This is a genomic window from Streptomyces lunalinharesii, from assembly GCF_039532155.1.
Classification (GTDB): Bacteria; Actinomycetota; Actinomycetes; order Streptomycetales; family Streptomycetaceae; genus Streptomyces; species Streptomyces lunalinharesii.
Genome location: NZ_BAAARK010000003.1, coordinates 203171 through 226221, shown reverse-complemented (window position 1 = coordinate 226221; position 23051 = coordinate 203171). Strand labels below are relative to the sequence as shown.

Annotated in this window: 15 protein-coding genes; 3 read left to right on the top strand and 12 right to left on the bottom strand. The window is 72.9% G+C overall.

Features of this window, described 5'->3' with window-relative positions; translation table 11 throughout:
* Nucleotides 1-12: 12 nt before the first annotated feature.
* From ABD385_RS06935 to ABD385_RS06905, 7 genes are all read right to left on the bottom strand, one after another.
* On the bottom strand, nt 13-741 hold the full coding sequence (locus tag ABD385_RS06935; RefSeq protein ID WP_344574114.1) for a PRC-barrel domain-containing protein: 729 nt from the start codon (nt 739-741) through the stop codon (nt 13-15).
* A gap of 301 nt (nt 742-1042) precedes the next feature.
* A complete protein-coding gene (gene serA, locus ABD385_RS06930) occupies nt 1043-2665 on the bottom strand; it encodes a phosphoglycerate dehydrogenase (RefSeq protein ID WP_344574113.1) in 1623 nt (540 codons plus the stop codon).
* Nucleotides 2666-2961: 296 nt separating this feature from the next.
* Entirely contained in the window at nt 2962-3960 is a 999-nt protein-coding gene (ilvC, locus tag ABD385_RS06925; RefSeq protein WP_344574112.1) for a ketol-acid reductoisomerase, read from the bottom strand.
* 102 nt (nt 3961-4062) lie between these two features.
* Entirely contained in the window at nt 4063-4587 is a 525-nt protein-coding gene (ilvN, locus tag ABD385_RS06920; protein WP_344574111.1) for an acetolactate synthase small subunit, read from the bottom strand.
* Nucleotides 4588-4628: 41 nt separating this feature from the next.
* Entirely contained in the window at nt 4629-6485 is a 1857-nt protein-coding gene (locus ABD385_RS06915; protein ID WP_344574110.1) for an acetolactate synthase large subunit, read from the bottom strand.
* 233 nt (nt 6486-6718) lie between these two features.
* Nucleotides 6719-9613 (bottom strand): putative bifunctional diguanylate cyclase/phosphodiesterase, encoded by a 2895-nt coding sequence (locus ABD385_RS06910; protein WP_425585360.1) that lies wholly within the window; start codon nt 9611-9613, stop codon nt 6719-6721.
* A gap of 274 nt (nt 9614-9887) precedes the next feature.
* Nucleotides 9888-10880 (bottom strand): 2-hydroxyacid dehydrogenase, encoded by a 993-nt coding sequence (locus ABD385_RS06905; RefSeq protein WP_344574109.1) that lies wholly within the window; start codon nt 10878-10880, stop codon nt 9888-9890.
* 89 nt (nt 10881-10969) lie between these two features.
* On the opposite strand from ABD385_RS06905, the gene ABD385_RS06900 reads away from it, so the two are divergent.
* From ABD385_RS06900 to ABD385_RS06890, 3 genes are all read left to right on the top strand, one after another.
* A complete protein-coding gene (locus ABD385_RS06900; protein WP_344574108.1) occupies nt 10970-12010 on the top strand; it encodes an aldo/keto reductase in 1041 nt (346 codons plus the stop codon).
* Between the two features lie 353 nt (nt 12011-12363).
* Nucleotides 12364-13539: a PQQ-dependent sugar dehydrogenase gene (locus ABD385_RS06895; protein WP_344574107.1), complete on the top strand. Its 1176-nt coding sequence runs from the start codon at nt 12364-12366 to the stop codon at nt 13537-13539.
* Between the two features lie 76 nt (nt 13540-13615).
* Nucleotides 13616-13810, top strand: a complete 195-nt coding sequence (locus ABD385_RS06890; protein WP_344574105.1) for a DUF6191 domain-containing protein — start codon at nt 13616-13618, stop codon at nt 13808-13810.
* Nucleotides 13811-13824: 14 nt separating this feature from the next.
* Here ABD385_RS06890 and ABD385_RS06885 read toward each other — a convergent pair whose 3' ends face one another.
* The 5 genes from ABD385_RS06885 to ABD385_RS06865 all read right to left on the bottom strand — a co-directional run bounded on the left by ABD385_RS06885 (nt 13825) and on the right by ABD385_RS06865 (nt 22916).
* Entirely contained in the window at nt 13825-16926 is a 3102-nt protein-coding gene (locus tag ABD385_RS06885) for a helix-turn-helix transcriptional regulator (RefSeq protein WP_344574295.1), read from the bottom strand.
* 101 nt (nt 16927-17027) lie between these two features.
* Nucleotides 17028-17216 carry a hypothetical protein gene (locus tag ABD385_RS06880; protein WP_344574104.1) on the bottom strand — a complete coding sequence of 63 codons (189 nt, stop codon included), beginning with the start codon at nt 17214-17216 and terminating at the stop codon, nt 17028-17030.
* A 254-nt stretch (nt 17217-17470) separates the two neighbouring features.
* Nucleotides 17471-18163 carry a hypothetical protein gene (locus tag ABD385_RS06875; RefSeq protein ID WP_344574102.1) on the bottom strand — a complete coding sequence of 231 codons (693 nt, stop codon included), beginning with the start codon at nt 18161-18163 and terminating at the stop codon, nt 17471-17473.
* Between the two features lie 90 nt (nt 18164-18253).
* Nucleotides 18254-20449 carry an MMPL family transporter gene (locus ABD385_RS06870; protein WP_344574101.1) on the bottom strand — a complete coding sequence of 732 codons (2196 nt, stop codon included), beginning with the start codon at nt 20447-20449 and terminating at the stop codon, nt 18254-18256.
* A 349-nt stretch (nt 20450-20798) separates the two neighbouring features.
* Nucleotides 20799-22916: a phosphocholine-specific phospholipase C gene (locus tag ABD385_RS06865; protein WP_344574100.1), complete on the bottom strand. Its 2118-nt coding sequence runs from the start codon at nt 22914-22916 to the stop codon at nt 20799-20801.
* Between the last annotated feature and the right edge of the window lie 135 nt (nt 22917-23051).

Below are 23051 nucleotides of genomic sequence, written 5' to 3'. Positions count from 1 at the left end.
CCCCGCTCCGGCTCAGCGCGGCCGGTCCGTCCCCGGTCCGCCGCGCTCGTCCCGGCGGCGCCACGGCCGCTCGTCGTCGGCCGTCCCCTTCCGCCCGGGGCGGCCGCCGGTCTCGTCGGCCTCGGTGTCGAACTCCAGCTGTTCCCCGGACCGCGCGGTGTCATGGGGGTCCTCGGCACCCCGGGACACCGCCATCGGACGGGCGTCGTTGCGGGTCCGGGCGTCGGTGAGCTTGTTGCGCTCGCCGTCGGCCCGGGTGCGGTGCTGCCCGGTGGGCTCCGCGGGCGCCCGGCCCGGCTGCCCCGCCCCCTCCCCCACCGGCCCCCGCGTGCCGGCCGCGCCGGGCGCCCCGGCGGTGTCCCCCATCCCCCGCGTTCCGCTCGTTCCCATGGGTTCGGTGCCGGTCGGTTCCGTCGCCCCCGGCCGGATCAGCCCGTAGTGGCGGTAGAGCCGCTCCTCCTCGGACGGATCGAGATGGCCTTCGGCGTCGATCCGCGGTGCCTGCTTGATCGTCGACTTGGTGTGCGGGACGTGCAGTTCCTCACCGGTGCGCCGGGCGCCGGCCAGCGGCACGAAGGTCTCCTTCATCCCGAACAACCCGGTCCGCACGGTGATCCACTCGGGCTCGTTGGTGGCGTCGTCCCGGTACACCTGCTGGACGAGGCCCACCTTCGCGCCCTCCGCGTCCACCACGTGCAGCCCGGTCAGGCTCTGCGGCGTGCCACCCAGGGGTGCGTTCATGACGTCCTGCCTCCTTCCGCGCGCACCCGCTCCGCGGCACGCGCACTTCCCATTGCGCGCCGCGAACGTCGCCCCAGCGACCCGGCGGCACCGACGACACCGGGCCCCGGCAGCCACGCGACGGAACTGGCGGGCCGCCCACCACCGACCCCATTAGCCCGTTCGAGTGAATCGTTGAACCGTTGAGGGACCAGCCGTCGCACGCACCCAGAGCCGGGACGTCCCCACCGGCCCCGACGGCCACGGGCCCGGCCCCCGCCGAAGCGGGGACCGGGCCCGTTGACCTGCGAGAACCGGTGACTCAGTGGGTGAGGTTCACCGCGCGCACCGAGGTCGCGCCGATCTCCTCGGAGATCTCGGCCAGCACGTTCGCCGGGATGGTGTCGTCGACCGTGAGCACGACCAGCGCCTCACCGCCGACGTCGGCGCGGGCGACCTGCATGCCGCCGATGTTGATGCCCGCCTCGCCCAGGATCCGGCCGACGGTGCCGACGACGCCGGGGCGGTCGGTGTAGCGCAGGAACGCCATGTGGTCGGCGAGCGCCAGGTCGATGGAGTGGTCACCGACCGCCACGACCTTCTGGACGTTCTTGTGCCCGGCGAGGGTGCCGGAGATCGACACCTCCTCGCCGCCCGCGAGGGTGCCGCGCACGGTGACCACGTTGCGGTGCTCGGGCGACTCGCTGCTGGTGGTCAGCCGCACCTCGACGCCGCGCTCCTGCGCGAACAGCGGGGCGTTGACGTAGGACACCGTCTCCGCCACGACGTCCTCGAAGACGCCCTTGAGCGCGGAGAGTTCGAGCACCTTGACGTCGTGCTGGGTGATCTCGCCGTACACCTCGACGTCGAGGCGCATGGCGACCTCGCCGGCCAGCGCGGTGAAGATCCGGCCCAGCCGCTCGGCCAGCGGCAGCCCGGGCTTGACGTCCTCGGCGATCACACCGCCCTGGACGTTGACCGCGTCCGGCACCAGCTCGCCGGCGAGCGCCAGCCGCACCGACTTGGCGACCGCGATGCCGGCCTTCTCCTGCGCCTCACCCGTCGAGGCGCCCAGGTGCGGGGTGCACACGACCTGGTCGTAGGCGAAGAGCGGCGAGTCGGTGCAGGGCTCGACGGCGTACACGTCGAGGCCGGCGCCGGCCACCCGGCCGTCCTTGAGCGCGCTGGCCAGGGCCTCCTCGTCGACGATCCCGCCGCGCGCGGCGTTGACGATCCGCACGCTCGGCTTGACCTTGTGCAGCGCCTCGTCGCCGATCAGGCCGAGGGTCTCGGGGGTCTTGGGGAGGTGGACGGTGATGAAGTCCGCCACCTCCAGCAGCTCGTCCAGCGTCAGCAGCTTGACGCCCATCTGGGCGGCGCGGGCCGGCTGCACGTACGGGTCGTAGGCCACCACCTTCATGCCGAAGGCGGACATCCGCTGCGCGACCAGGACGCCGATCCGCCCCAGTCCGACCACGCCGAGGGTCTTCTCGCTGAGCTCGACGCCGGTGTACTTGCTGCGCTTCCACTCGCCGTTCTTCAGCGCGGTGTTGGCCTGCGGGATGTTGCGCGCGGTGGCGACCAGCAGACCGCAGGCCAGCTCGGCGGCGGTGACGATGTTGGAGGTCGGGGCGTTGACGACCATCACGCCGGCCTTGGTGGCGGCGGAGACGTCGACGTTGTCCAGGCCCACCCCGGCCCGGGCGACGACCTTCAGCTTCTTGGCGGCGGCGATCGCCTCGGCGTCGATCTTCGTCGCGCTGCGCACGAGGACGGCGTCGACGTCGGCGATGGCGGGCAGCAGCTCGGCGCGGTCGGCGCCGTTGCAGTGCCGGATCTCGAAGTCCGGGCCGAGGGCGTCGACGGTGGCCGGCGACAGTTCCTCGGCGATCAGTACAACGGGTTTACCCGAGTTGGCAGTGCTCACGTGGTCTTCAGTCCTCATCTAGTCCGCTGCGGGTGCCTCCCACGCCCTTGAAGGCAGTGGGGGAGGACGGCCGTCCCGACGGCCGAAGGCGGTGTAGGGGAAAGCCGCGTGGAAGACGCACGACGCTGTGAGCCTGACGCGCTTGTGTCGAGCAGTGTAGTGGCGGGGCCCGGCGCGGTCTGTGCCGAAGCGTAAGGATCACCCATGCGTGGTTCTACGCGGTGGACAAGGTGGTGCGGCGGCGCGCGTGAACGCGGCGCCGCCGCATGCGGACAGGGGGCCGCGAGCGGTGCCGCGACCCCCTGTCCCGAGGCTTACGCCTCGTCGTCCACCCAGCTCATCAGCTTGCGCAGCTTCTTGCCCGTGGTCTCCAGCAGGTGGTCCTCGTCGGCCTTCTTGTACTCGTTGTACTTCGGCAGGCCGGCGTTGTACTCCGCCATCCAGTTGTTGGCGAAGGTGCCGTCCTGGATCTCGGCGAGCACCTTCTTCATCTCGGCCTTGGTGGCGTCGGTGATGATCCGCGGGCCGGTGACGTAGTCGCCCCACTCGGCGGTCTCGGAGACCGACCAGCGCATCTTCTCCAGGCCGCCCTCGTACATGAGGTCCACGATCAGCTTCAGCTCGTGGAGGCACTCGAAGTAGGCGATCTCGGGCTGGTAGCCCGCCTCGACCAGGGTCTCGAAGCCGGCCTTGACCAGCGCCGAGGCGCCGCCGCAGAGCACCGCCTGCTCACCGAACAGGTCGGTCTCGGTCTCCTCGGTGAAGGTGGTCTTGATGACGCCGGCACGGGTGCCGCCGATGCCCTTGGCGTAGGAGAGCGCCAGCTCGAACGCCTTGCCGGAGGCGTCCTGCTCGACGGCCGCGATGCACGGCACGCCGCGGCCCTCTTCGTACTGACGGCGGACCAGGTGGCCCGGGCCCTTGGGGGCGACCATGCAGACGTCCACGCCGGCCGGGGCCTTGATGAAGCCGAAGCGGATGTTCAGGCCGTGGCCGAAGAACAGCGCGTCGCCGTCCTTCAGCTGGTCCTTGATGGACTCCTCGTAGACCTTGGCCTGGATCGGGTCCGGCACCAGGATCATGATGACGTCGGCCTCGGCGGCCGCCTCGGCGGGGGTCACCACGCGCAGGCCCTGCTCCTCGGCCTTCGCCTTGGACTTGGAGCCCTCGTGCAGACCGACGCGCACGTCGACGCCCGAGTCGCGCAGGGACAGCGCGTGGGCGTGACCCTGGCTCCCGTAGCCGATGACCGCCACCTTGCGGTTCTGGATGATGGACAGGTCGGCATCGTCGTCGTAGAACAGCTCGGCCACTTCGGGTATCTCCTTGGATCTAGCGGGGTGCCCACACACTATGTCGGGCAGGGTGGGGAAAGTCGGGGGGTCTCGCCATACGGTCCGAACGGACCGCGGGAATCAGGCCGTACGGTCCAGCGCGCGCAGCGAGCGGTCGGTGATGGAGCGGGCGCCACGGCCTATGGCGATGGTGCCGGACTGCACCAGTTCCTTGATGCCGAACGGCTCCAGCATCCGCAGCATGGCCTCCAGCTTGTCGCTGGACCCGGTGGCCTCGATCGTGACCGCGTCCGGCGAGACGTCGACGGTCTTGGCGCGGAAGAGCTGGACGATCTCGACGACCTGCGAGCGGGTCTCGTTGTCGGCGCGGACCTTCACCAGGACCAGTTCGCGCTGGATGGCCGAGCCGGGCTCCAACTCGACGATCTTCAGGACGTTGACGAGCTTGTTGAGCTGCTTGGTGACCTGCTCCAGCGGCAGCGACTCCACGCTCACCACGATGGTGATGCGGGAGATGTCGGGGTGCTCGGTCACCCCGACCGCGAGCGAGTCGATGTTGAAGCCGCGGCGGGAGAACAGCGCGGCGATCCGGGCGAGGATGCCGGGGGTGTTCTCCACCAGGACGGAGAGCGTGTGCTTGGACATGTCGTCTTCTCTCTTCTTCCGTGCGTCCGGTTCGTCCTGGCTCAGTCGTCTTCGCCGTCGCCGAAGTCGGGACGGACGCCCCGGGCGGCCATGACCTCGTCGTTGGAGGTGCCGGCGGCGACCATCGGCCACACCTGGGCGTCCTCGTGGACGATGAAGTCGACGACGACCGGGCGGTCGTTGATCGCGTTGGCCTTGGCGATGACCGCGTCCAGCTCGGCCGGGTCCTCGCAGCGCATCGCGACGCAGCCCATGGCCTCGGACAGCTTCACGAAGTCCGGGACGCGGGTGCCCCGGGCCGCCGGGTCGATGTCCTCGGGACCGCTGTGCAGCACGGTGTTGGAGTACCGCTGGTTGTAGAAGAGGGTCTGCCACTGGCGGACCATGCCCAGCGCGCCGTTGTTGATGATGGCGACCTTGATCGGGATGTTGTTGAGCGCGCAGGTGACCAGTTCCTGATTGGTCATCTGGAAGCAGCCGTCGCCGTCGATCGCCCAGACCGTGCGGTCCGGCTGGCCGGCCTTGGCGCCCATCGCGGCGGGCACGGCGTAGCCCATGGTGCCGGCGCCGCCGGAGTTCAGCCAGGTGGCGGGCTGCTCGTAGTCGATGAAGTGGGCGGCCCACATCTGGTGCTGGCCGACGCCCGCGGCGAAGATCGTGTCGGCCGGGGCGAGCTTGCCGATCCGCTCGATGACCTGCTGCGGGGAGAGGCTGCCGTCGTCCGGCAGGTCGTAGCCCAGCGGATAGGTCTCGCGCCAGCGGTTGAGGTCCTTCCACCAGGCGCTGTAGTCGCCCTTGTGGCCGGCCTCGTGCTCGGCCTGGACCGCGACGATCAGGTCGGCGATGACCTCGCGCGCGTCACCGACGATCGGCACGTCCGCGACGCGGTTCTTGCCGATCTCCGCCGGGTCGATGTCGGCGTGCACGACCTTGGCGTACGGGGCGAACGAGTCCAGCTTGCCGGTGACCCGGTCGTCGAAGCGGGCGCCGAGGGTGATCAGCAGGTCCGCCTTCTGCAGCGCGGCGACGGCGGTGACCGCGCCGTGCATGCCGGGCATGCCCAGGTGCTGCGGGTGGCTGTCGGGGAAGGCGCCCAGGGCCATCAGCGTGGTGGTGACGGGTGCACCGGTCAGCTCGGCGAGCACCTTCAGCTCCGCGGTGGCACCGGCCTTCAGGACGCCGCCGCCGACGTAGAGCACCGGGCGCTTGGACTCGGCGATCAGCCGGGCCGCCTCGCGGATCTGCTTGGCGTGCGGCTTGGTGACGGGCCGGTAGCCGGGCAGTTCGGTGTGCGGCGGCCAGACGAAGGTGGTCTGCGCCTGGAGGGCGTCCTTGGCGATGTCGACCAGGACCGGGCCCGGGCGACCGGTGGACGCGACGTGGAACGCCTCGGCGATCGTCTTGGGGATGTCGGCCGGGTCGGTGACCAGCCAGTTGTGCTTGGTGATCGGCATGGTGATGCCGCAGATGTCCGCCTCCTGGAAGGCGTCCGTGCCGATCGACTTCGAGGCCACCTGGCCGGTGATCGCGACCAGCGGGACGGAGTCCATGTGCGCGTCGGCGATCGGGGTGACCAGGTTGGTGGCGCCCGGTCCGGACGTCGCCATGCAGACCCCGACCTTGCCGGTGGCCTGGGCGTATCCGGTGGCGGCGTGTCCCGCGCCCTGCTCGTGCCGCACCAGCACGTGCCGGACCTTCGAGGAGTCCATCATCGGGTCGTAGGCCGGAAGGATCGCACCGCCGGGAATGCCGAACACGGTGTCGGCCCCGACCTCCTCCAGCGAACGGATGAGGGACTGCGCACCCGTGACGTGCTCGACGGTCGCGGGCTGGTGCGATCCGCCGGAGTTACGGGCCCGCGGCTGCGGATGGTGGGCCCCGGTGGCCTGCTCGGTCATCTGCGTCTCTTCTCGAAGCTGAGGGTTTTGACGGGATTTGTGAGGTTGCGATGCAACAAAAAACCCCTCGTGCCGTGAGGCAAGCGAGGGGAGCGCGCCGGTGCGGTCAGCTGGGTTCGTCAGGGGCCCAGCTTCAGCCGACGCGCTTTCCAAGTACGAGAATTCGGGTGCGCATGGCACTGACCCTCCCCCTCTGGCGCACCGAGTGTCAAGTGGGTGGGACGGAGGTCTCACTATTTGGGCGCAACGGGGGACGCTCCTGTCTCGCCGGCCCCGGCCCCGGCACTCCGCCGGGCCGGACGGCTGCCACTGAGCACCACGGCCCGCCCCTGACCGGTCAGGTCCGGCACCGGGTAACTGCCGCGGGTCAGCGCCCGGCGGAGCCGGGACTCGTCCAGCGGCCCGGAGAAGGCCAGGCCCATGCCGTGCGTGCACCCCATGGAGCGCAGGGCCAGCACCTGTTCGGGCAGGTCGACGCCCTCGGCCACCGCGTGCATGCCGAGGTCGGAGGTGATCCGCAGCAACCCCGCGGTGATCTTGTGGAGCCGGGCGGACTCCACCACCCCGTCGATCAGCCCGCGGTCCAGCCGCAGGACGTCGATGGGGAGCCGGCGCAGGGCGCTCATCGCGGCGTCCCCGCTGCCGAAGCCGTCCAGCGCGATGCGGACCCCCAGACGGCGCAGCGCGACCAGTCGGCGCTCCAGATCGTCCAGCGGGATCCGCGGGTCGCTTTCGGACAGTTCCAGGACGAGCGCGTCCGAGGGGAGGCCGTGCCGGGCGAGCAGCGCCTCGATGGCCTTCGGCGTCAGCGCGCGGTCCAACAGGCGACGGGCGGAGAGCCGGACCGCCACCGGGACCTGGTGGCCGGCGCGGTGCCGCACGGCGGCCTGTTCCACGGCCTCCTCCAGCTGCCACCGGCCGAGTTCGGCGGCGCGCTCGCCGCCCTCGTCGGTGAGCCGCCCACGGTCGCCGACCCGGAGGAACTCGGCCGGGGTGAACAGGATGCCCTCGGCGGACCGCCAGCGGGCGTGCGCGGCCACCGCGGTGATCCGGCCGCTGGCCAGGTCGACCACCGGCTGGTGCAACAGGGTGAACTCGCCGTCCTGGAGGGCGGTGCGCAGCTTGCTGGCGAGTTCGGCGCGGTGCGCGACCTCGTCCTGCATCTGCGGCGCGTAGAGCTCGACCCGGCCCTTGCCGGCCTGCTTGGCGCGGTACATCGCGAGGTCGGCGTTGCGCAGCAGGCCCGCCGGGCTGATGCCCGGTTCGGCGAAGGCGACGCCGATGCTGGCCGCGACCCGGACGTCCCGGCCGTCGATGCGATACGGCTCGGAGAGCCGCAGCCGCAGCCGGTCGGCGATCTCCAGGATGCGGAACTCCCGGGCGGCGTGGTCCCGGGTGCCGTCACCGGTGATGAGCGCGGCGAACTCGTCGCCGCCGAGCCGGGCCGCTATGTCGCCGGCGCGCACCGACTCCGCCAGCCGACGGGCCGCCTGGATCAGTAGTTCGTCGCCCGCCTGGTGTCCGATGGTGTCGTTGACCTGCTTGAAGCCGTCGAGGTCGATGTAGAGCACGGCGGTGTCGTGGTCGGTGGCTCGGCGGCCGGTGACGGCCTTGGTGACGCGCTCGGTGAACAGCGCGCGGTTGGGCAGGTCGGTGAGCGTGTCGTGGGAGGCGTTGTGCTGGAGCTGGGCCTGGAGCCGGACGCGCTCGGTGACGTCGCGGGAGTTGAAGATCAGGCCGCCGTGGTGGCGGTTGACCGTGGATTCGACGTTCAGCCAGCCGTTGCCGCCGGCGCGCTGTCCGCCGGCCCGGAAGCGGCACTCGATCCGGGTGGTCGGCTCGATCTCCGGTGCGGCGGCGAGGAAGCGCCGGACCTCGTGGACGACCCGGCCCAGGTCCTCCGGGTGGATCAGCGAGGCCAGCTCGGAGCCGACCAGTTCCTCGGCGTCGCGGCCGTAGACCCCGGCGGCGGCGGGGCTGACGTAGCGCAGCACCCCGGTCGGCGCGGCGATCATGATGACGTCGCTGGAGCCCTGCACCAGGGAGCGGAAGTGGTTCTCCTTCTGCGCCAACTCCTGGGTGAGGGTGATGTTGTCGAGCAGCATGATGCCCTGTCGGACGACGAGGGCCAGGACCACCGTGCACCCGGTGAAGAGCACCACGCGGTCGATGCGCCGCCCGTCCAGGACGTTGGTGAGGATGCCCAGGGTGCAGACGGCGGCGGCGAGGTACGGGGTCAGGGCGGCCAGCGAGCCCGCGATGGGGCGGCTGCCGGACGGCTGCGGCCGGCGCGCCGCGAGCCGGGCCTCTTCGGCGGCGGCCTCCGCGCCGGTCCGGCGGCCCACCCAGGGGGCGTAGGCGAAGAGCATCGAGCCGGCGAACCAGCCGGCGTCCAGGATCTGGCCGGAGCGGTAGTGGTCGTGCAGCAGCGGGGAGCTGAACAGCGCGTCGCACAGCACCGTCGTCGCGAGCGCGGCGATCGCGGTGTTGATCGCGGAGCGGTGCACGGAGGAGCGCCGGAAGTGCAGCGCCAGGACCATGCTCACCAGCACGATGTCCAGCAGCGGGTAGGCCAGCGAGAGGGCGCTCTGGGCGACCGTGCGGCCCTGGAAGTGCGCGGTGTGCGCGAGCGCGAGGCTCCAGGACAGGGTCAGCAGCGACCCGGCGATCAGCCAGGCGTCGAGCCCGAGGCAGACCCAACCGGCCCTGGTCACCGGTCGTTTGGCGAGCACCAGCAGGCCGACGATGGCCGGCGGCGCGAACAGCAGGAAGCAGAAGTCGGCCATGGACGGGCTGGGGACCTCGGCGGCCTGGACGACTTCGTACCAGCCCCAGACGCCGTTGCCGAGGCCGGCCATCCCGGAGGAGATGGCGAACAGGACCCAGGCCGGGCGGAAGGGGGTGGCGTACTTGCGGGCGTACAGGCCGCAGGAGACGGCCGCGACGAGGGCCGCGAAGCTGAGTCCGAAGTCCCCCATGATCGCGGCGGCCCGGGGCGAGCCCCAGCCCATCGTGGAGCCCACGGCGTAACCCCCGCAGACGACGGCCAGCGCGACCTGCGGCACCGGGCTCGGGGCACCTGAGGTCTGCGCGGGCGAGCGCGAGAGCATGGCCCCCGGGGCGCTCACCGTGCTCTCCCGTTCTTCCGGGCCGGGCCGCGTCGGGAACGGCGCGTCCGTGGCCCCGGTGGCATTGCTGCGGGCGGTCGTGGATCGCGTGGCTCGCGGATCATCCATCGGCAGTACATCGCCCGTCGCCCCCCTCGGTTCCGGATCTTTCGTATCGCGCCGTGACGATCCCGGCGCATCCCCGCTCGGGACGATACACCAGATCCGTCACTCAGGGACATAGCGCCTCTACGGAGCGTGACAACCAGGGGATTTCCAGATACAGAGCGCAGTCCTACGGCCTCGTAGAGCGATCCACTTGGGATTCCGGTGCGGTGGCGACGACGTGCCGGACGGGCTCGCCGGCCGCGAAAAGCGCCAACTGACCGCGCAGAAGCCGCTTCGCACGGGGCAGGAAGGCAGAGCTGGGGCCGCCGACGTGTGGAGTGACGAGCACGCCGGGAGCGTGCCACAGCGGATGGCCGGCGGGCAGAGGTTCCGGATCGGTGACGTCGAGGGCGGCCCGGAGTCGTCCCGACTCCAGTTCGGCGAGGAGCGCCGCGGTGTCGACGACCGCGCCGCGGGCGACGTTCACGAGGAGTGCGCCGTCCTTCATCCGGGCCAGGAAATCGCGTCCGACCAGGCCACGCGTCTGCTCGGTGAGGGGCGTGGCGAGGATGACGACGTCCGCTGCGGGCAGGAGGGCGGTCAGCTCGGACAGTGGATGCACCGGACCGCGCACGGTGTCACGGGCGGTGCGCGCGATGCGCATGACCCGCGCGCATTCGAAGGGCATGAGCCGGTCCTCGATGGCACTGCCGATCGAACCATAGCCCACAATGAGGACCGACTTGTCGGCGAGCGCCGGTCGGAACTCCGGCCGCCACTCCCCCGCGTCCTGCGCCCTGACGAAGCCCGGGACGCCGCGCAGGGCCGCCAGCGTCAGGGTGAGCGCGAGTTCGGCGGTGCTGGCGTCGTGCAGTCCGCGGGCGTTGCACAACTGGGCGCCGGACGGCAGGCCGTCGAGTGCGGGGAGCATGTGCTCGACGCCGGCCGTGAGGGTCTGCACCACCCGTACCCGGTCCATCCGCAGCAGCGGGCGCAGGCAGACGTCGACGGGCTTCATGTACGGGACGGCGTAGAAGACGCACCGGGCGGGGTCGGCCGGGTAGGCGGGGCCGGCGTCCCAGTGGACGTAGTTGAGGCCGTCGGGGAGGCCGTCGATCTCGTCCGGCGGGATCGGGAGCCATACGTCGCCGGGGGCTGCGTGCGGGTCTGCTGTTGCCATGGCCCGAGGCTATGCGAAGAGACGTTTGGTTCAGACGTTAGTTTGGTCTGGCCCTTGATCGGGGGGCGAGGGGACGGAGGCACGACCAGGTGGAGCGCAGGACAATCGGCGCGGCGGCCCTGGAGGTGGGCGCGATCGGACTCGGCTGCATGCCGATGAGCTGGGGGTACAGCGAGTCGCAGCGCAGCGGGGAGGGGTCGGTGCGGGCGCTGCACGCCGCCCTCGACCGGGGGTGCAGTCTGTTGGACACCGCGGACATGTACGGCCCGTTCACCAACGAGCTGTTGGTGGGGCGGGTGCTCAAGGAACGGCGGCTGGACGCCTTCGTGTCGACCAAGTGCGGGCTGCTCGCCGGCGACCAGCACATCGTCGCCAACGGGCGCCCCGGCTACATCAAGCGTGCCTGCGACGCGTCGTTGCGGCGGCTGCAGACCGACCGCATCGACCTCTACCAACTGCACCGCGCGGACCCCGAGGTGCCCGTCGAGGAGACCTGGGGGGCGATGGCGGAGCTGGTCGCGGCGGGGAAGGTGCGGGCGCTGGGGTTGTGCGCGGTGGGGGCGCGCGCCGCGCGGACGCCGCGGGCCCTCCGGGACGGGCGGCTGGTGCCCGGGGGCCGGGGGCTGCCCGGTTCCGGGCTGCACGCCGGGACGCTGCGCCAACTGGAGCGCGTCCAGCAGGTGTTCCCGGTGAGCAGCGTGCAGGCGGAGCTGTCGGTGTGGTCGCCGGAGGCGCTGGTGGAGCTGCTGCCGTGGTGCGAGTCGCGCGGGGTGGGGCTGCTGGCGGCGATGCCGTTGGGCAACGGCTTCCTGACCGGCACCCTCACCCCCGGGCAGGGCTTCGAACCGGAGGACATACGGGCCCGGCACCCGCGGTTCACCGCCGAGATGATGGCCGCCAACCAGCCGGTGGTGGCCGGGCTGCGCCGGGTCGGCGCCCGTTACGGGGCGACTCCCGGGCAGGTGGCGCTGGCCTGGGTGCTGGCTCAGGGGAGCCACGTGGTCCCCGTGCCGGGCACGAAGAAGGAGCGCTGGGTGGCGCAGAACGCCAACGCCGCAGAGCTGGTGCTCGCCCCGGAGGACCTGCGGGAGATCGCCGCGCTGCCGCGGGCTCGGGAGTCGTGGTACTAGGCGCTGCGGGTTGGGTGGGCCGCCCACGTTGTCGGCTGTCCCGCCGTGGGGGATCGGCGCCTGCGGCGCGGGCGTTCGGCACCTGCGGCGCGGGGCCGCTGCGCGGGGCGATTTCGGGTGCGGTGTCGGGCCGGTGGGGCCGGGTCTCCGGACTGCTTCGCTTTACGTCCGGAGACCCGGCCCCACCGGCCCGACACCTCCCGTGAGTGGGGAGGGAGAGAGATTCGGTGGGTTGGGGTGAGGTGAGGGGGCCGGGCGGATGGTTGGGCGGGGGTGCGGCGCGTGAGGGGGCGGTGGGTGGTGGGTGATGTGGTGTCCTTGTCCCGCCCGCCGCCGACGAGAGGAATCCTGCCGTGCAACGCCGTTCCCGGAAGGCCGTGTTGGCCGTCGCCTGCCTGCTGCTGGTGGCGGGATGTTCGTCCGGTGGGGGGCCGGCGGCGGGGGGTGCGGGGTCCGTCGGGCCGGCCCACCGGCCCGGGTCGCCCGCACCGAGTCCGTCGGCGTCCGCCGTGGTGCCGCCCGCCAAGGGGACGGTGCGGGTCACCGGGACGCTGGCCACCGGCCTGAAGTCGCCGTGGGGGGTGGCGGCGCTGCCCGGCGGGGACCTGCTGGTCGGCGAGCGGGACACCGGGCGGATCGTGCGGGTCGCCGCGCACGGCGGGAAGGTCACCGAGGTGGGCTCAGTCCCGGGGGTGGCGCCCGGGGGTGAGGGCGGCCTGCTGGGGCTCGCGGTGGCCCCGTCGTTCGGCACCGACCACCAGGTGTACGCGTACTTCACCACCGCGTCCGACAACCGCATCGCGCGCATGATCTACGACGGGCGGCGGGAGCCGGGCAACCGGTTGGGCGCGCCCAACACGATCCTCAAGGGCATCCCCAAGGGCCGCTTCCACAACGGCGGGCGGCTGGCCTTCGGCCCGGACCGGATGCTGTACGCGAGCACCGGCGAGACCGGCGACAAGGCGCTGGCCCAGGACAAGGGGTCGCTGGCCGGGAAGATCCTGCGGATGACCCCGGACGGCGAGCCGGCGCACGGCAACCCGGAGCCGGACTCGGTGGTGTACGACTACGGGCACCGCAACGTCGAGGGGCTCGCCTGGGACGCCGACCGGCGGCTGTGGGCCTCGGAGTTCGGGCAGGACGCCTGGGACGAGCTCAATCTGATCGAGCCGGGGCGGAACTACGGCTGGCCGCAGGTCGAGGGCAAGCGCAAGGGCGGTGCGGTGCCGCCGGGGTACGCCGATCCGGTGCTGGTGTGGAAGCCCGCGGACGCCTCGCCCAGCGGGCTGGCGTATGCCAAGGGCTCGTTGTGGATGGCGTCGCTGCGCGGCGAACGGCTGTGGCGGATCGCGCTCGACGGGACGAAGCCGGTGGCCGCACCGCAGGCGTTCCTCACCGGCGCCTACGGGCGGCTGCGGACCGTGGTGGCGGCCGAGGACGGGGCGTTGTGGCTGGTCACCAGCAACACCGACGGCCGGGGTCGGCCCCGCAAGGGGGACGACCGGATCCTCCGCCTGGTGGTGAGCTGACCCGCTTGGGGGCGGTCTGCGTAGACTCGGTGCCGGGGACGGGTGCATCCGCAGTGATCGCGCCGAAGGGGGCACCGTGTTCAACGTCGTGGAAGAACTGTTCGCGCCCGGCCGCAAGCACACCGACGAGGAGCGCCAGCGGATGGCGCTGGTGCTCGACGACGTCGGCGACGGGGACCCCGGGACGGGGCCGATAGACCTGGCGTCCGGGGTCGTGGTCGTCCGGCCGCGGCCGCAGCCGCCCGCGTCGGACGGCGGCACGGGCGGCTGACCGCCCGGCCGGGACTACGCGGTCGGCGCCGGGTCCTTCTCCGGCGCCGGCTCGGCGAACAGCCGCAGTCGATGGGCGACCGCGCCCGCCTCGCCGCGCCCGGAAACGCCCAGTTTGGCGAGGATGTTGGAGACGTGGACGCTGGCGGTCTTCGGCGAGATGAAGAGCGTGTCGGCGATCTGACGGTTGCTGCGGCCGTCGGCGACGAGGCGGAGCACGTCCCGCTCGCGGGGCGTCAGCCCCAGGGACTCGGCGGGGGCGGCGGGCGGCGGCGCACCGGCAGCGGCGCGGGCCGTCCTCGGTGCCGGTCGGCCGGCGAGGGGTATGCGGGCGCGCTGGGCGAGGAGTTCGAGTTCGCCGACGAGGGGGCGGGCGCCGAGGTCGACGGCGGCGGTGTGCGCCTGGCCGAGCAGCAGCACCGCGACCTCGCGGGGGGTGCGGCCGTCCAGGCCGGCGGTGGCCCGCTCGGTGCCGTGCAGCAGCGACTCGGCCCAGCGGCGGCAGCACCACGCCAGCTCGTGCGGCCGCTCCACCGCGGTGAACGCGGCGACCGCCTCGGCCCAGGCGTCCGGGGAGTCCCGGCCCTCGGCGCGACGGAGTTCGGCCTCGACCGCCGTGCCGTAGGCGTCCCACACCGGCGAGAGCCGGGCCAGCCGCTTGGCGGTGGCCCGGATGCGGGCGAGGGTCCCGGGCCGGCCGGGGTCGGCGGCGGGCAGCCCGCGGGCGTCCGCCTCCGCGGTGAGGGCCGACCACAGCAGCGGCCAGGCGTAGCGGTGCAGTCCGGGGGCGAACCCGGCGTCCGGGACGGCCCGCACGAGGAGGGTGCGGGCGTCGAGGATCCGGCCCTGGCGGGCGGCCAGCCGCAGGGCGTGCCGGACCATCGGCAGGGCGTGCTGCGGCTGGGGGTCGTGGGTGCCGTAGTGCTCCTGGGCGAAGGCCAGTTCGCGCTCGGCGGCGGTGAGGTCGCCGGTGTCCAGGGCGAGCGCGGTGAGGCGGCTGGCGGCCAGGGCGAGGGCGAGGGAGTTCTGGGCGAGGCGGCGGGCTTCGGTGGCCGCCTGCCCGGCCTCCGGCCAGCGGCCGAGGGACTGGAGTGATTCGGAGCGGTTGCTCAGCACCCAGCTGGTGGAGTTCTTCAGGCCGTAGCGGGTGGTGAGCTCGGTGCCCTGGTCGGTGACCTGGACGGCTTCGCGGGAGCGGCCGACGCCCTCCAGGGTGCCGGGGAGGTTGACGTGGCCGCGGCCGATGACGGCGAAGTAGCCGCGCTCGACGGCCAGGTCGAGGGCGGTGCGGAACTCCGCGAGGCCCGCCTCGACGTCCCCGGCGTCCACCGACAGGCCGGCCAGCGTCACCCGGGAGTTGAGTTCGGCCTCCTCGTCGCCCACCAACCGGGCGAGTTCCACGGCTCGTTCGGCGGTGGTGAAGGTGCCGGGGCCCGGTTCGTGGAGCATCTGCCAGCTGGCGACGGCGGCCGTCACGGTGGCGTGCACGGAGGACGGTGGCAGTCCGCGCATCAGCTCCTGGGCGCGGCCCAGGTCCTCCCAGCCGTCGCCGCGGCCGGTGCCCTGGCAGAGCCGGGAGCGCTGCATCAGGAACCAGGCGGTGCGCAGGGGGTCGTTCTCGGTGCGGAGGCGGCGCAGTGCCCGCTTGGTGATCATGAAGGCGCGCTCGCTGTCGCCGGACAGCCGGGCGGCCACCGCGATCTCGGCGAGCAGGTCCAGGAAGCGCAGGGCGTCGTCGTCGCAGCCGCAGGCCGGGTAGCCCTCGGCGTAGTCGAGCGGGCGCACGCCGCGGCGGACCTCCGGCGGGGCGTCGTCCCACAGCTCCAGGGCCCGGTCCAGCAGGCGCAGTTGCTCGGCGTAGGCGTGGCGGCGGCGGGCCTGCACGGACGCGGCGAGGACGGCGGGCAGCGCCTTGGCGGCGTCGTGGGCCTTGTACCAGTAACTGGCCAGGCGGGTGGCGCCGACCTCGGCGCGGACCAGGCCGGGGTCGGCCTCCAGGGCCTGGGCGTAGCGGCGGTTGAGGCGGGTGCGCTCGCCGGGCAGCAGGTCGTCGACGACGGCCTCGCGGACCAGGGCGTGCCGGAAGCGGTAGCCGGTGCCGTCCTGGGTGGGGACGAGGGTGTTGCTGCCGACGGCGGCCCGGAGCGCCTCGATGAGGTCGTCCTCGGGCATCTGGCAGACCGCGGCGAGGAGTTCGTGCTCGACGGTGGAGCCGGCCTCGGCGGCGATCCGCACCACCCGTTGGGCGTCCTCGGGGAGTGCCTCGACGCGCACCAGCAGGAGGTCGCGCAGTGGGTCGCTGAGGCCGTAGAGGCAGCCGTCGGCGAGGCCGCGGGCCAGTTCCTCGACGAAGAAGGCGTTGCCCTCGGAGCGCTTGAAGACCCGGTCGACGGTCTCCTCCGCGGGCTCGCTGCCGCGGATCCCGGCGATCTGGGAGCGGACCTCCTCGCGGTTGAAGCGGCCCAGTTCGATGCGGCGGACGGTGCGCATCCGGTCGATCTCGGCGAGGAAGGGGCGCAGCGGGTGGCGGCGGTGGATGTCGTCGGAGCGGTAGGTGGCGAGCAGGACGATGCCGGCGTCGTGCAGGGCGCGCAGGAGGTAGGCGAGCAGCTCGCGGGTGGAGCGGTCGGCCCAGTGCAGGTCCTCGACGACGATGACGAGGGTGCGGTGGGCGGCGAGCCGCTCCAACAGGCGGGCGGTGAGTTCGAAGAGCCGGGCCCGGCCGATCTCCTCGTCCCTGATCTCCCCGGCGGTCTCGCCGAGTTCGGGGAGGATGCGGGCCAGTTCGCCCTCCTGGCCCGCGACGGCCGCGGCGAGTTCGTCCCGCAGGTGGGCGTTGAGGGTGTGCAGGATCGAGGAGAAGGGGGCGAACGGCAGGCCCTCGGAGCCGATTTCGATGCAGCCGCCGAGCGCGACCTGCGCGCCGCTGCCGCGGGCCGTCTCGCAGAACTCCTCGATGAGGCGGGTCTTACCGACCCCGGCCTCGCCCCCGATCAGCAGGGCCTGGGGTTCGCGGGACGCGCCGGCCCGCGCCAGTGCGTCGCCCAACTCGGTGAGTTCGGGCGCGCGGCCGACGAAGACGGGGCTGATGGGTCTGCTCTCCACGGTGCCGAGCATCGCACAGGGGTCTGACACTGCGGCAGTGGTTTCCGGCACACCGGGGACGTTCCCGCTGGTCGGCACGGTCATGGTGGGCGGGTCCGGGCGGCCCGGGCCGGTCAGGCGGCGGCGCGGCGTACGCGCCAGCGCCGGGCCCGGCTGGGACTCACCCGCCCTTCGGGGGCGTCGCTCGCCAAGTCGGCGGCGCGGCGGGCGCCTTCGGTGGCCTCGCGCACCAGGCGGCGGCGGTCGGCCTCGCGGCGCAGTTCCTCGTAGCGGATCCGGATCTCGAGTTCGGAGGCGTACATGGTGGTTCCCCCTGGGTGAGGTGGTGGTGGCGCCCGGTCCGTTCGCCGGGTGCCGATGGCCTCCACTCTCGTGGCCCAGGGGGGTCCGCCACATCGGGCGGGTTCCCGATCTTCGGGCCGGTTCGGGGCCCTGAATCGGGGGCGGCGGGCGGCCTGGAGCTTAGGAACGCACGTCCCGGCTCCCCAGGGCCTTAGAAGCGCTCCGGAACGCGCGGGGGGCCTTAGGCGGCGCCCACCGCGGTCCTCAGGAGGGCTCAGGCGCCGCCGCCGACCCCCTTAGGGAGGCTGGGCATGCTGCCGAACAGGTCGAGGTACATGCCCGCCGAGATGATCAGCCCGAGCAGGCCGAGCACCAGTCCGCCCCAGGCGACGGCCCGCACCCAGGTGGGGCGCCGTCCGGTCAGCACCACCGCGGCGACGAGCATGGCGAGCACCGCGAACACCCCGTTGACCAGGGCGGTGGTGTGCCAGGGGGCGCCGTAGACGGTGGCGATCTGGTCGGTGGCCTTGCCGGACTGGAGCTTGATCTGGCCCAGCAGGGTCTGCCGTTCGGCGAGCAGGGTGCTCAGCCAGGTGCCGGTGACGGAGGCCAGGCCGAGCCCGGCGGCGACCACGGCACCGGCGCCGGCGGCCGCACCGGACGCGGCGGGCTCCTCCGGCGCGGCGTCGTCTTCGGCGGCGTCGTCATCGGCGTCGGCGTCGGCGCCCGGGTCGACGTCGGATTCCGGGTCCGCGTCGGCGTCAGTGGTGCTCGCGGGCGCGCTGTCGGCCCCCTTCCCGCCCGCGGGTGCCTTGCCGGCCGTTCCCTTGCCCTTCCCCGTTTCCTCGGTGCCGTCCGTGGTGGCCTCGGGCGCCCCGTCGCCCTCCACGGCAGCGGTCTTCACGACGGTGGTCGCCGCGTCGTCGGTCGTCGCGTCGTCGGTTCGCTTGTCGGTCGTCGATCCCATGGGCGCGACCGTAGGTGCCGCGTCTGAGAGTCCGATGAGAACCGGCCCGCTGCCCTGGTCCGGGGCTCGGCCCGGGGTCCGGCGTCGGGGTCAGACCTCCACCCGCGGGCGGTCGTCCACGCGGGGCGCGGGCGGCGTCGGCTCGTCCGGCGGTTCGATGCTCAGTCGCGGGAGCCGGCGGTCCAGCCAGGCCGGCAGCCACCAGTTGGCGCCGCCCAGGAGGTGCATCAGGGCCGGGACCAGCAGCGTGCGCAGGACGAAGGCGTCCAGGGCGACGGCCGCGGCGAGGCCGATGCCGAACATGGCGATGATCCGGTCGCCGCTGAGGACGAAGGCCCCGAACACCGCAATCATGATCACCGCGGCGGAGTTGATGACCCGGCTGGTCTCGGCGAGGCCGACCCGTACCGACCGCCGGTTGTCGCCGGTGCGCCGCCACTCCTCGTACATCCGGCTGACCAGGAAGACCTGGTAGTCCATGGAGAGCCCGAAGAGCACCGAGACCATGATGACCGGGAGGAACGGCTCGATGGGGCCGGCGCTGCCCAGTCCCAGCGCCTCGGTCCCCCATCCCCATTGGAAGACCGCGACGACGATCCCGAACGACGCGGCGACCGCGGCGAGGTTCATCAGCGCGGCCTTGAGGGGGATGCCGATGCTGCGGAAGGCGAGCAGCAGCAGGACCGAGCCGAGGCCGATGACGGCGCCCATGAAGAGCGGCAGTTTGCCGACGATGACGGCGGCGAAGTCGTCGTAGCCGGCGGTGACCCCGCCGACGCGCACCTTCAGCGTGGTGCCGTCCGCCGCGGCCGGCAGCACTGCGGTGCGCAGCCGGTCGACCAGGTCGGAGGTCTTCTGGGACTGCGGTGCGCTGTCCGGCACGACGGTGATCACGCCGATGGCGTGGCCGGCGCCGAACTCCGGGCCGCTGACCCGGGCGACGCCGGGGGTCTCGCGCAGGGTGTGCGGGAGTTCGTCGAAGGCGAGCCGGTCGGTGGCGCCGTCGAGCGAACCGACCAGCGTCAGCGGCCCGTTGAAGCCGGGCCCGAAACCGTCCGCCAGCAGGTCGTACGCCTTGCGGGTGGTGGCGGTGGCCGGATCGTTGCCCTGGTCCGAGGTGCCCAGGCGGAGGCCGAGGGTGGGCAGCGCGAGGGTGAGCATGACGGCTGCCGCGACGGCGCCGAGCAGGCGGGGGTGGCGCGCGACGAAGCCGGCCCAGCGGACGGCCGGACCGGTGCCCGCGTCGGGCCGGGGGCCCTCGGCGGCCAGCCGGCGGCGCTCGCGGCGGCCCAGGGCCCGGGTGCCGATCACGCCGAGCAGCGCGGGCAGCAGGGTGACGGCGGCGGCGACGGTGAGGACGACGGTGAGCGAGGCGGCCAGGGCGACGCCGTTGAGGAAGCCCAGCCGCAGGGTGAGCATGCCGAGCAGCGCGATGCAGACGGTGGCTCCGGCGAAGACCACCGCCCGCCCGGACACCGCCAGGGCGCGCTCGGCGGACTCCTGGACGCCGAGTCCGGCGCGCAGCCCCTTGCGGTGGCGGGTGACGATGAACAGCGCGTAGTCGATGCCCACGCCGAGGCCGACGAGCATGCCCAGCATCGGGGCGAAGTCCGCCACCGTCATCACGTGGCCGAGCAGGCTGATGCCGGCGGCGGCGGTGCCGACGGCGGCCAGCGCGGTGACGAGCGGCAGCAGGGTCGCGGCGAGCGACCCGAAGGCGAGGAAGAGCACCACGGCCGCCACGGCCACGCCGATCAGCTCCGGCAGCCGTTCGTGCGGGGTCTGGGTGAGGGCGGCGCCGCTGCCGCCCGACTCCACCTGGAGGCCGGGGCCGGCCGCCGCCCGGGCGGTGTCGACGACCGCGCGGGCCTGCGCCGCGGGCAGGTCGTCGGGCGAACTGCGGAAGGTCACCGTGGCGTAGGCGGTGCGCCCGTCGTGGCTGATCTGCCCGGCGCCGCCCGGGCCGTAGGGCCCCTGGACGTCGGCGACGCCCGGCAGCCGGGCGACTTCGCCGAGCGTCCGCGTCATGGTCGTGCGGACCGCGGTGGCACGGACGGTGCCGTCCGGGGTGTGCCAGACAAGGGTGTCGGCGTCGCCGGCGCGGTCCGGGAACGCCTTCGCGAGCAGGGCGCCGGCCTGGCCGGACTCGGTGCCGGGGACCGCGTAGTCGGTGGAGTACGCGCTGGTGGCGACGCCCGCGGCGAGGGTCGTCCCGGTGAGGGCGGCGAGCCAGAGGAGGATCACCAGGAGGCGGCGCCTGAGGCACCAGCGAGCCAGAGCGGTCACGGGCTGCTTCCGGGTCGTGCGCCGATATCTCCCGGGAGCGGGTGGTGCCGAACGCGGACGGACGGGGTCGGGGGAGGGGGACGGCGCGGGACCGCGCCGGCCGTTGCCGGCGCCCGGGCCCCGCTTTCCGAGTGCAGAGTGTCAGCCGGCAGAGATCCTTTGTCCTCTTTGTGGACTTCCCCACAGAGACGGCACCGGAGGCAACCCCGCCTGCTTACGGGCCGGTTACTCCCGTCAAATACCCCACTAAATGCCCTTTATCGGGCAGGGGTGTTCCACGTTCCCGGGGCGCGGACGATGCCCCCGACCACCTGGGTGGGACGGCCCCGCCGCCCCACCCGACCCGATCTCACCCGGTGACCGACTCCTTGCCGTTCTCCACGTGGCCCATCAGCCGGCGGCGGAAGGACCCGTCCTCGGCGGCCGTCAGCTGAAGGTCGTACCAGCCGTGCGCGTCGCCGGCGGCGTGCGCGACGGTGCGGGTGGCGCCGGCCCGCACGGTCAGCGTGCGGGGCGAGGCGTCCGCGTAGGCCAACGGGGCCAGCGTGATGGTGAGGTCGGTGGTGCCCGGGTTGACCAGGGTCAGGTGCAGCTCCCGGCGGGCGGCGTCGATCCGGGTGCTGATCCGGACGCCCGCGGCGGCGCCCAGGGCAGTGCCGGCGAACTCCCGCCGGAACCCGTTGGGCCCGGTCACCGTGAAGCGGTAGGCGCCGTCCTTGACCGGAACCGCCCACTCCGCCGACGTGCGCACGTCCCGGTGCTGCGGCACGTCGAACTCCCCGGCGTACGGGTAGAGCGCCAGGTGCGCCGAGGCGCTGCCGGCGTTGCGCACCGCCAGCCGGAAGGTGCCGGCATCCGGCTCGAAGCCGCCGTCGGCGTCCGGCTGGTAGGGCAGCGCGCGGGCCGGACGGCTGCCGTGCTCCTGTTGGGGCAGCGCCTGGTGGAGCGGCGGCAGCGGCCGCCACCGGCCGCTGAACGCCGGGATCGGGCCGGGCTGGTGGACGGCCGGCTGCCGACGGCCCCGCGAGAAGTCGAAGGCGGCGGTCAGGTCGCCGCAGACGGCCCGTCGCCAGGCACTGATGTTGGGCTCCTCGATGCCCGTCCACCGCTCCAGGAACCGGGTGATCGAGGTGTGGTCGAACACCTGCGAGCAGGCGTAGCCGCCCACCGTCCAGGGCGAGACGACGAGCATCGGGACCCGCATCCCGAGCCCGACCGGCTGCCCGTCCCAGAACTCGCCCGCGGTCCCCGCCGGCGGCACCGGCGGCGGCACGTGGTCGAAGAAGCCGTCGTTCTCGTCGTACGTCAGGAAGAGCGCGGTGTGCCGCCAGACCTCCGGGTTGCTGCCCAGGGCGTCCAGGACCTTGTAGACGAGGGTGGCGCTCTCGATGGGCGAGGACGAGCCGGGGTGCTCGGAGTCGGCCGCGGACGGGACGATGTAGGACACCTCGGGAAGCTTGCCGCCGGCCACGTCCGCGGCGAACGCGGCGGCCGTGGAGTGCGGGTCCCCGCGCCGCAGCGCCCGCTCGAACAGGCTCCGCTCGGCCCGGCTCAGGCTCGTGACGCCCTCCTCCAGGAGGCCGGCCAGCCGGGTGCGCTCGGCGTCGCCCGCGCCGGCCAGCTTGCCGTAGTAGGCGGTCATGTTGTGCACCCCGTCCACCTTGGCCAGGGCCTTGTGCGCGACCGCCTTGAAGGAGGCGTAGAACTCCAGGTTGTTGTCGGTGAAGTTGTCCCACTCCTGGTAGACCCGCCAGGTGCGGCCGGCCTTCTCCAGGCGCTCGGGGTAGGTCGTCCAGGTGTAGCCGGTGTGCTTGTCCTCGTCGTACGCGTCGTTGCCCACCGCCCGCTTGCCGCTGCCCGGCTCGAAGCCGGTCCAGCCGCTGACCAGGTGGTTGCGGTTGGGGCTGGTGGAGGAGTGGATCGAGGAGTGGTACGCGTCGCAGACCGTGAAGGTGTCGGCGAGTTCGTAGTGCAGCGGGACGTCCTGGCGGTCGTAGTGCGCCATGGTGGCGGAGGACTTGGCGGCGACCCAGTTGTCCATCCAGCCGTTGTTCCAGGCCCGGTGGCCGCCCTCCCAGCTGTGGTCCAGGTTCCCGATGTACTGGAGGTCCTTCTTCTGGGCAGCGGCCGCCTCGCGCACCGGGAAGGGCAGGACGTGCCGGACGCCCAACGGCCCCGGCTGCTCGAAGACCCCGCGGCCGTCGCGCAGTTCCACGGCGTTGCGGTCGCCGAAGCCGCGGACGCCGCGCAGCATCCCGAAGTAGTGGTCGAAGGAACGGTTCTCCTGCATCAGGACGACGACGTGCTTGATGTCGCGGAGCCCGCCCCCGCGGTGCCACGCGGGACGGGCCGCGTCCTGCGCCAGCGCCTGCTGGAGCGACGGCGGCAGCAGCGACCCGGCCACCGCCGCGCCGGCCGCCGCCGCGCCAACTCCCAGTACCCGTCTACGAGATACCTCCGGTGCCACGCCCGACCTCCCAGTCGACAGTCAACGGCCTTCCAAAGGTCTTCGGTCAGCCCATTGAGATGGTGCGACGGGGACGGTAGTGGACGGCAGTGACGTTCGATAGGTATCGGGATGACATCTTTGGAAACAGGGGTG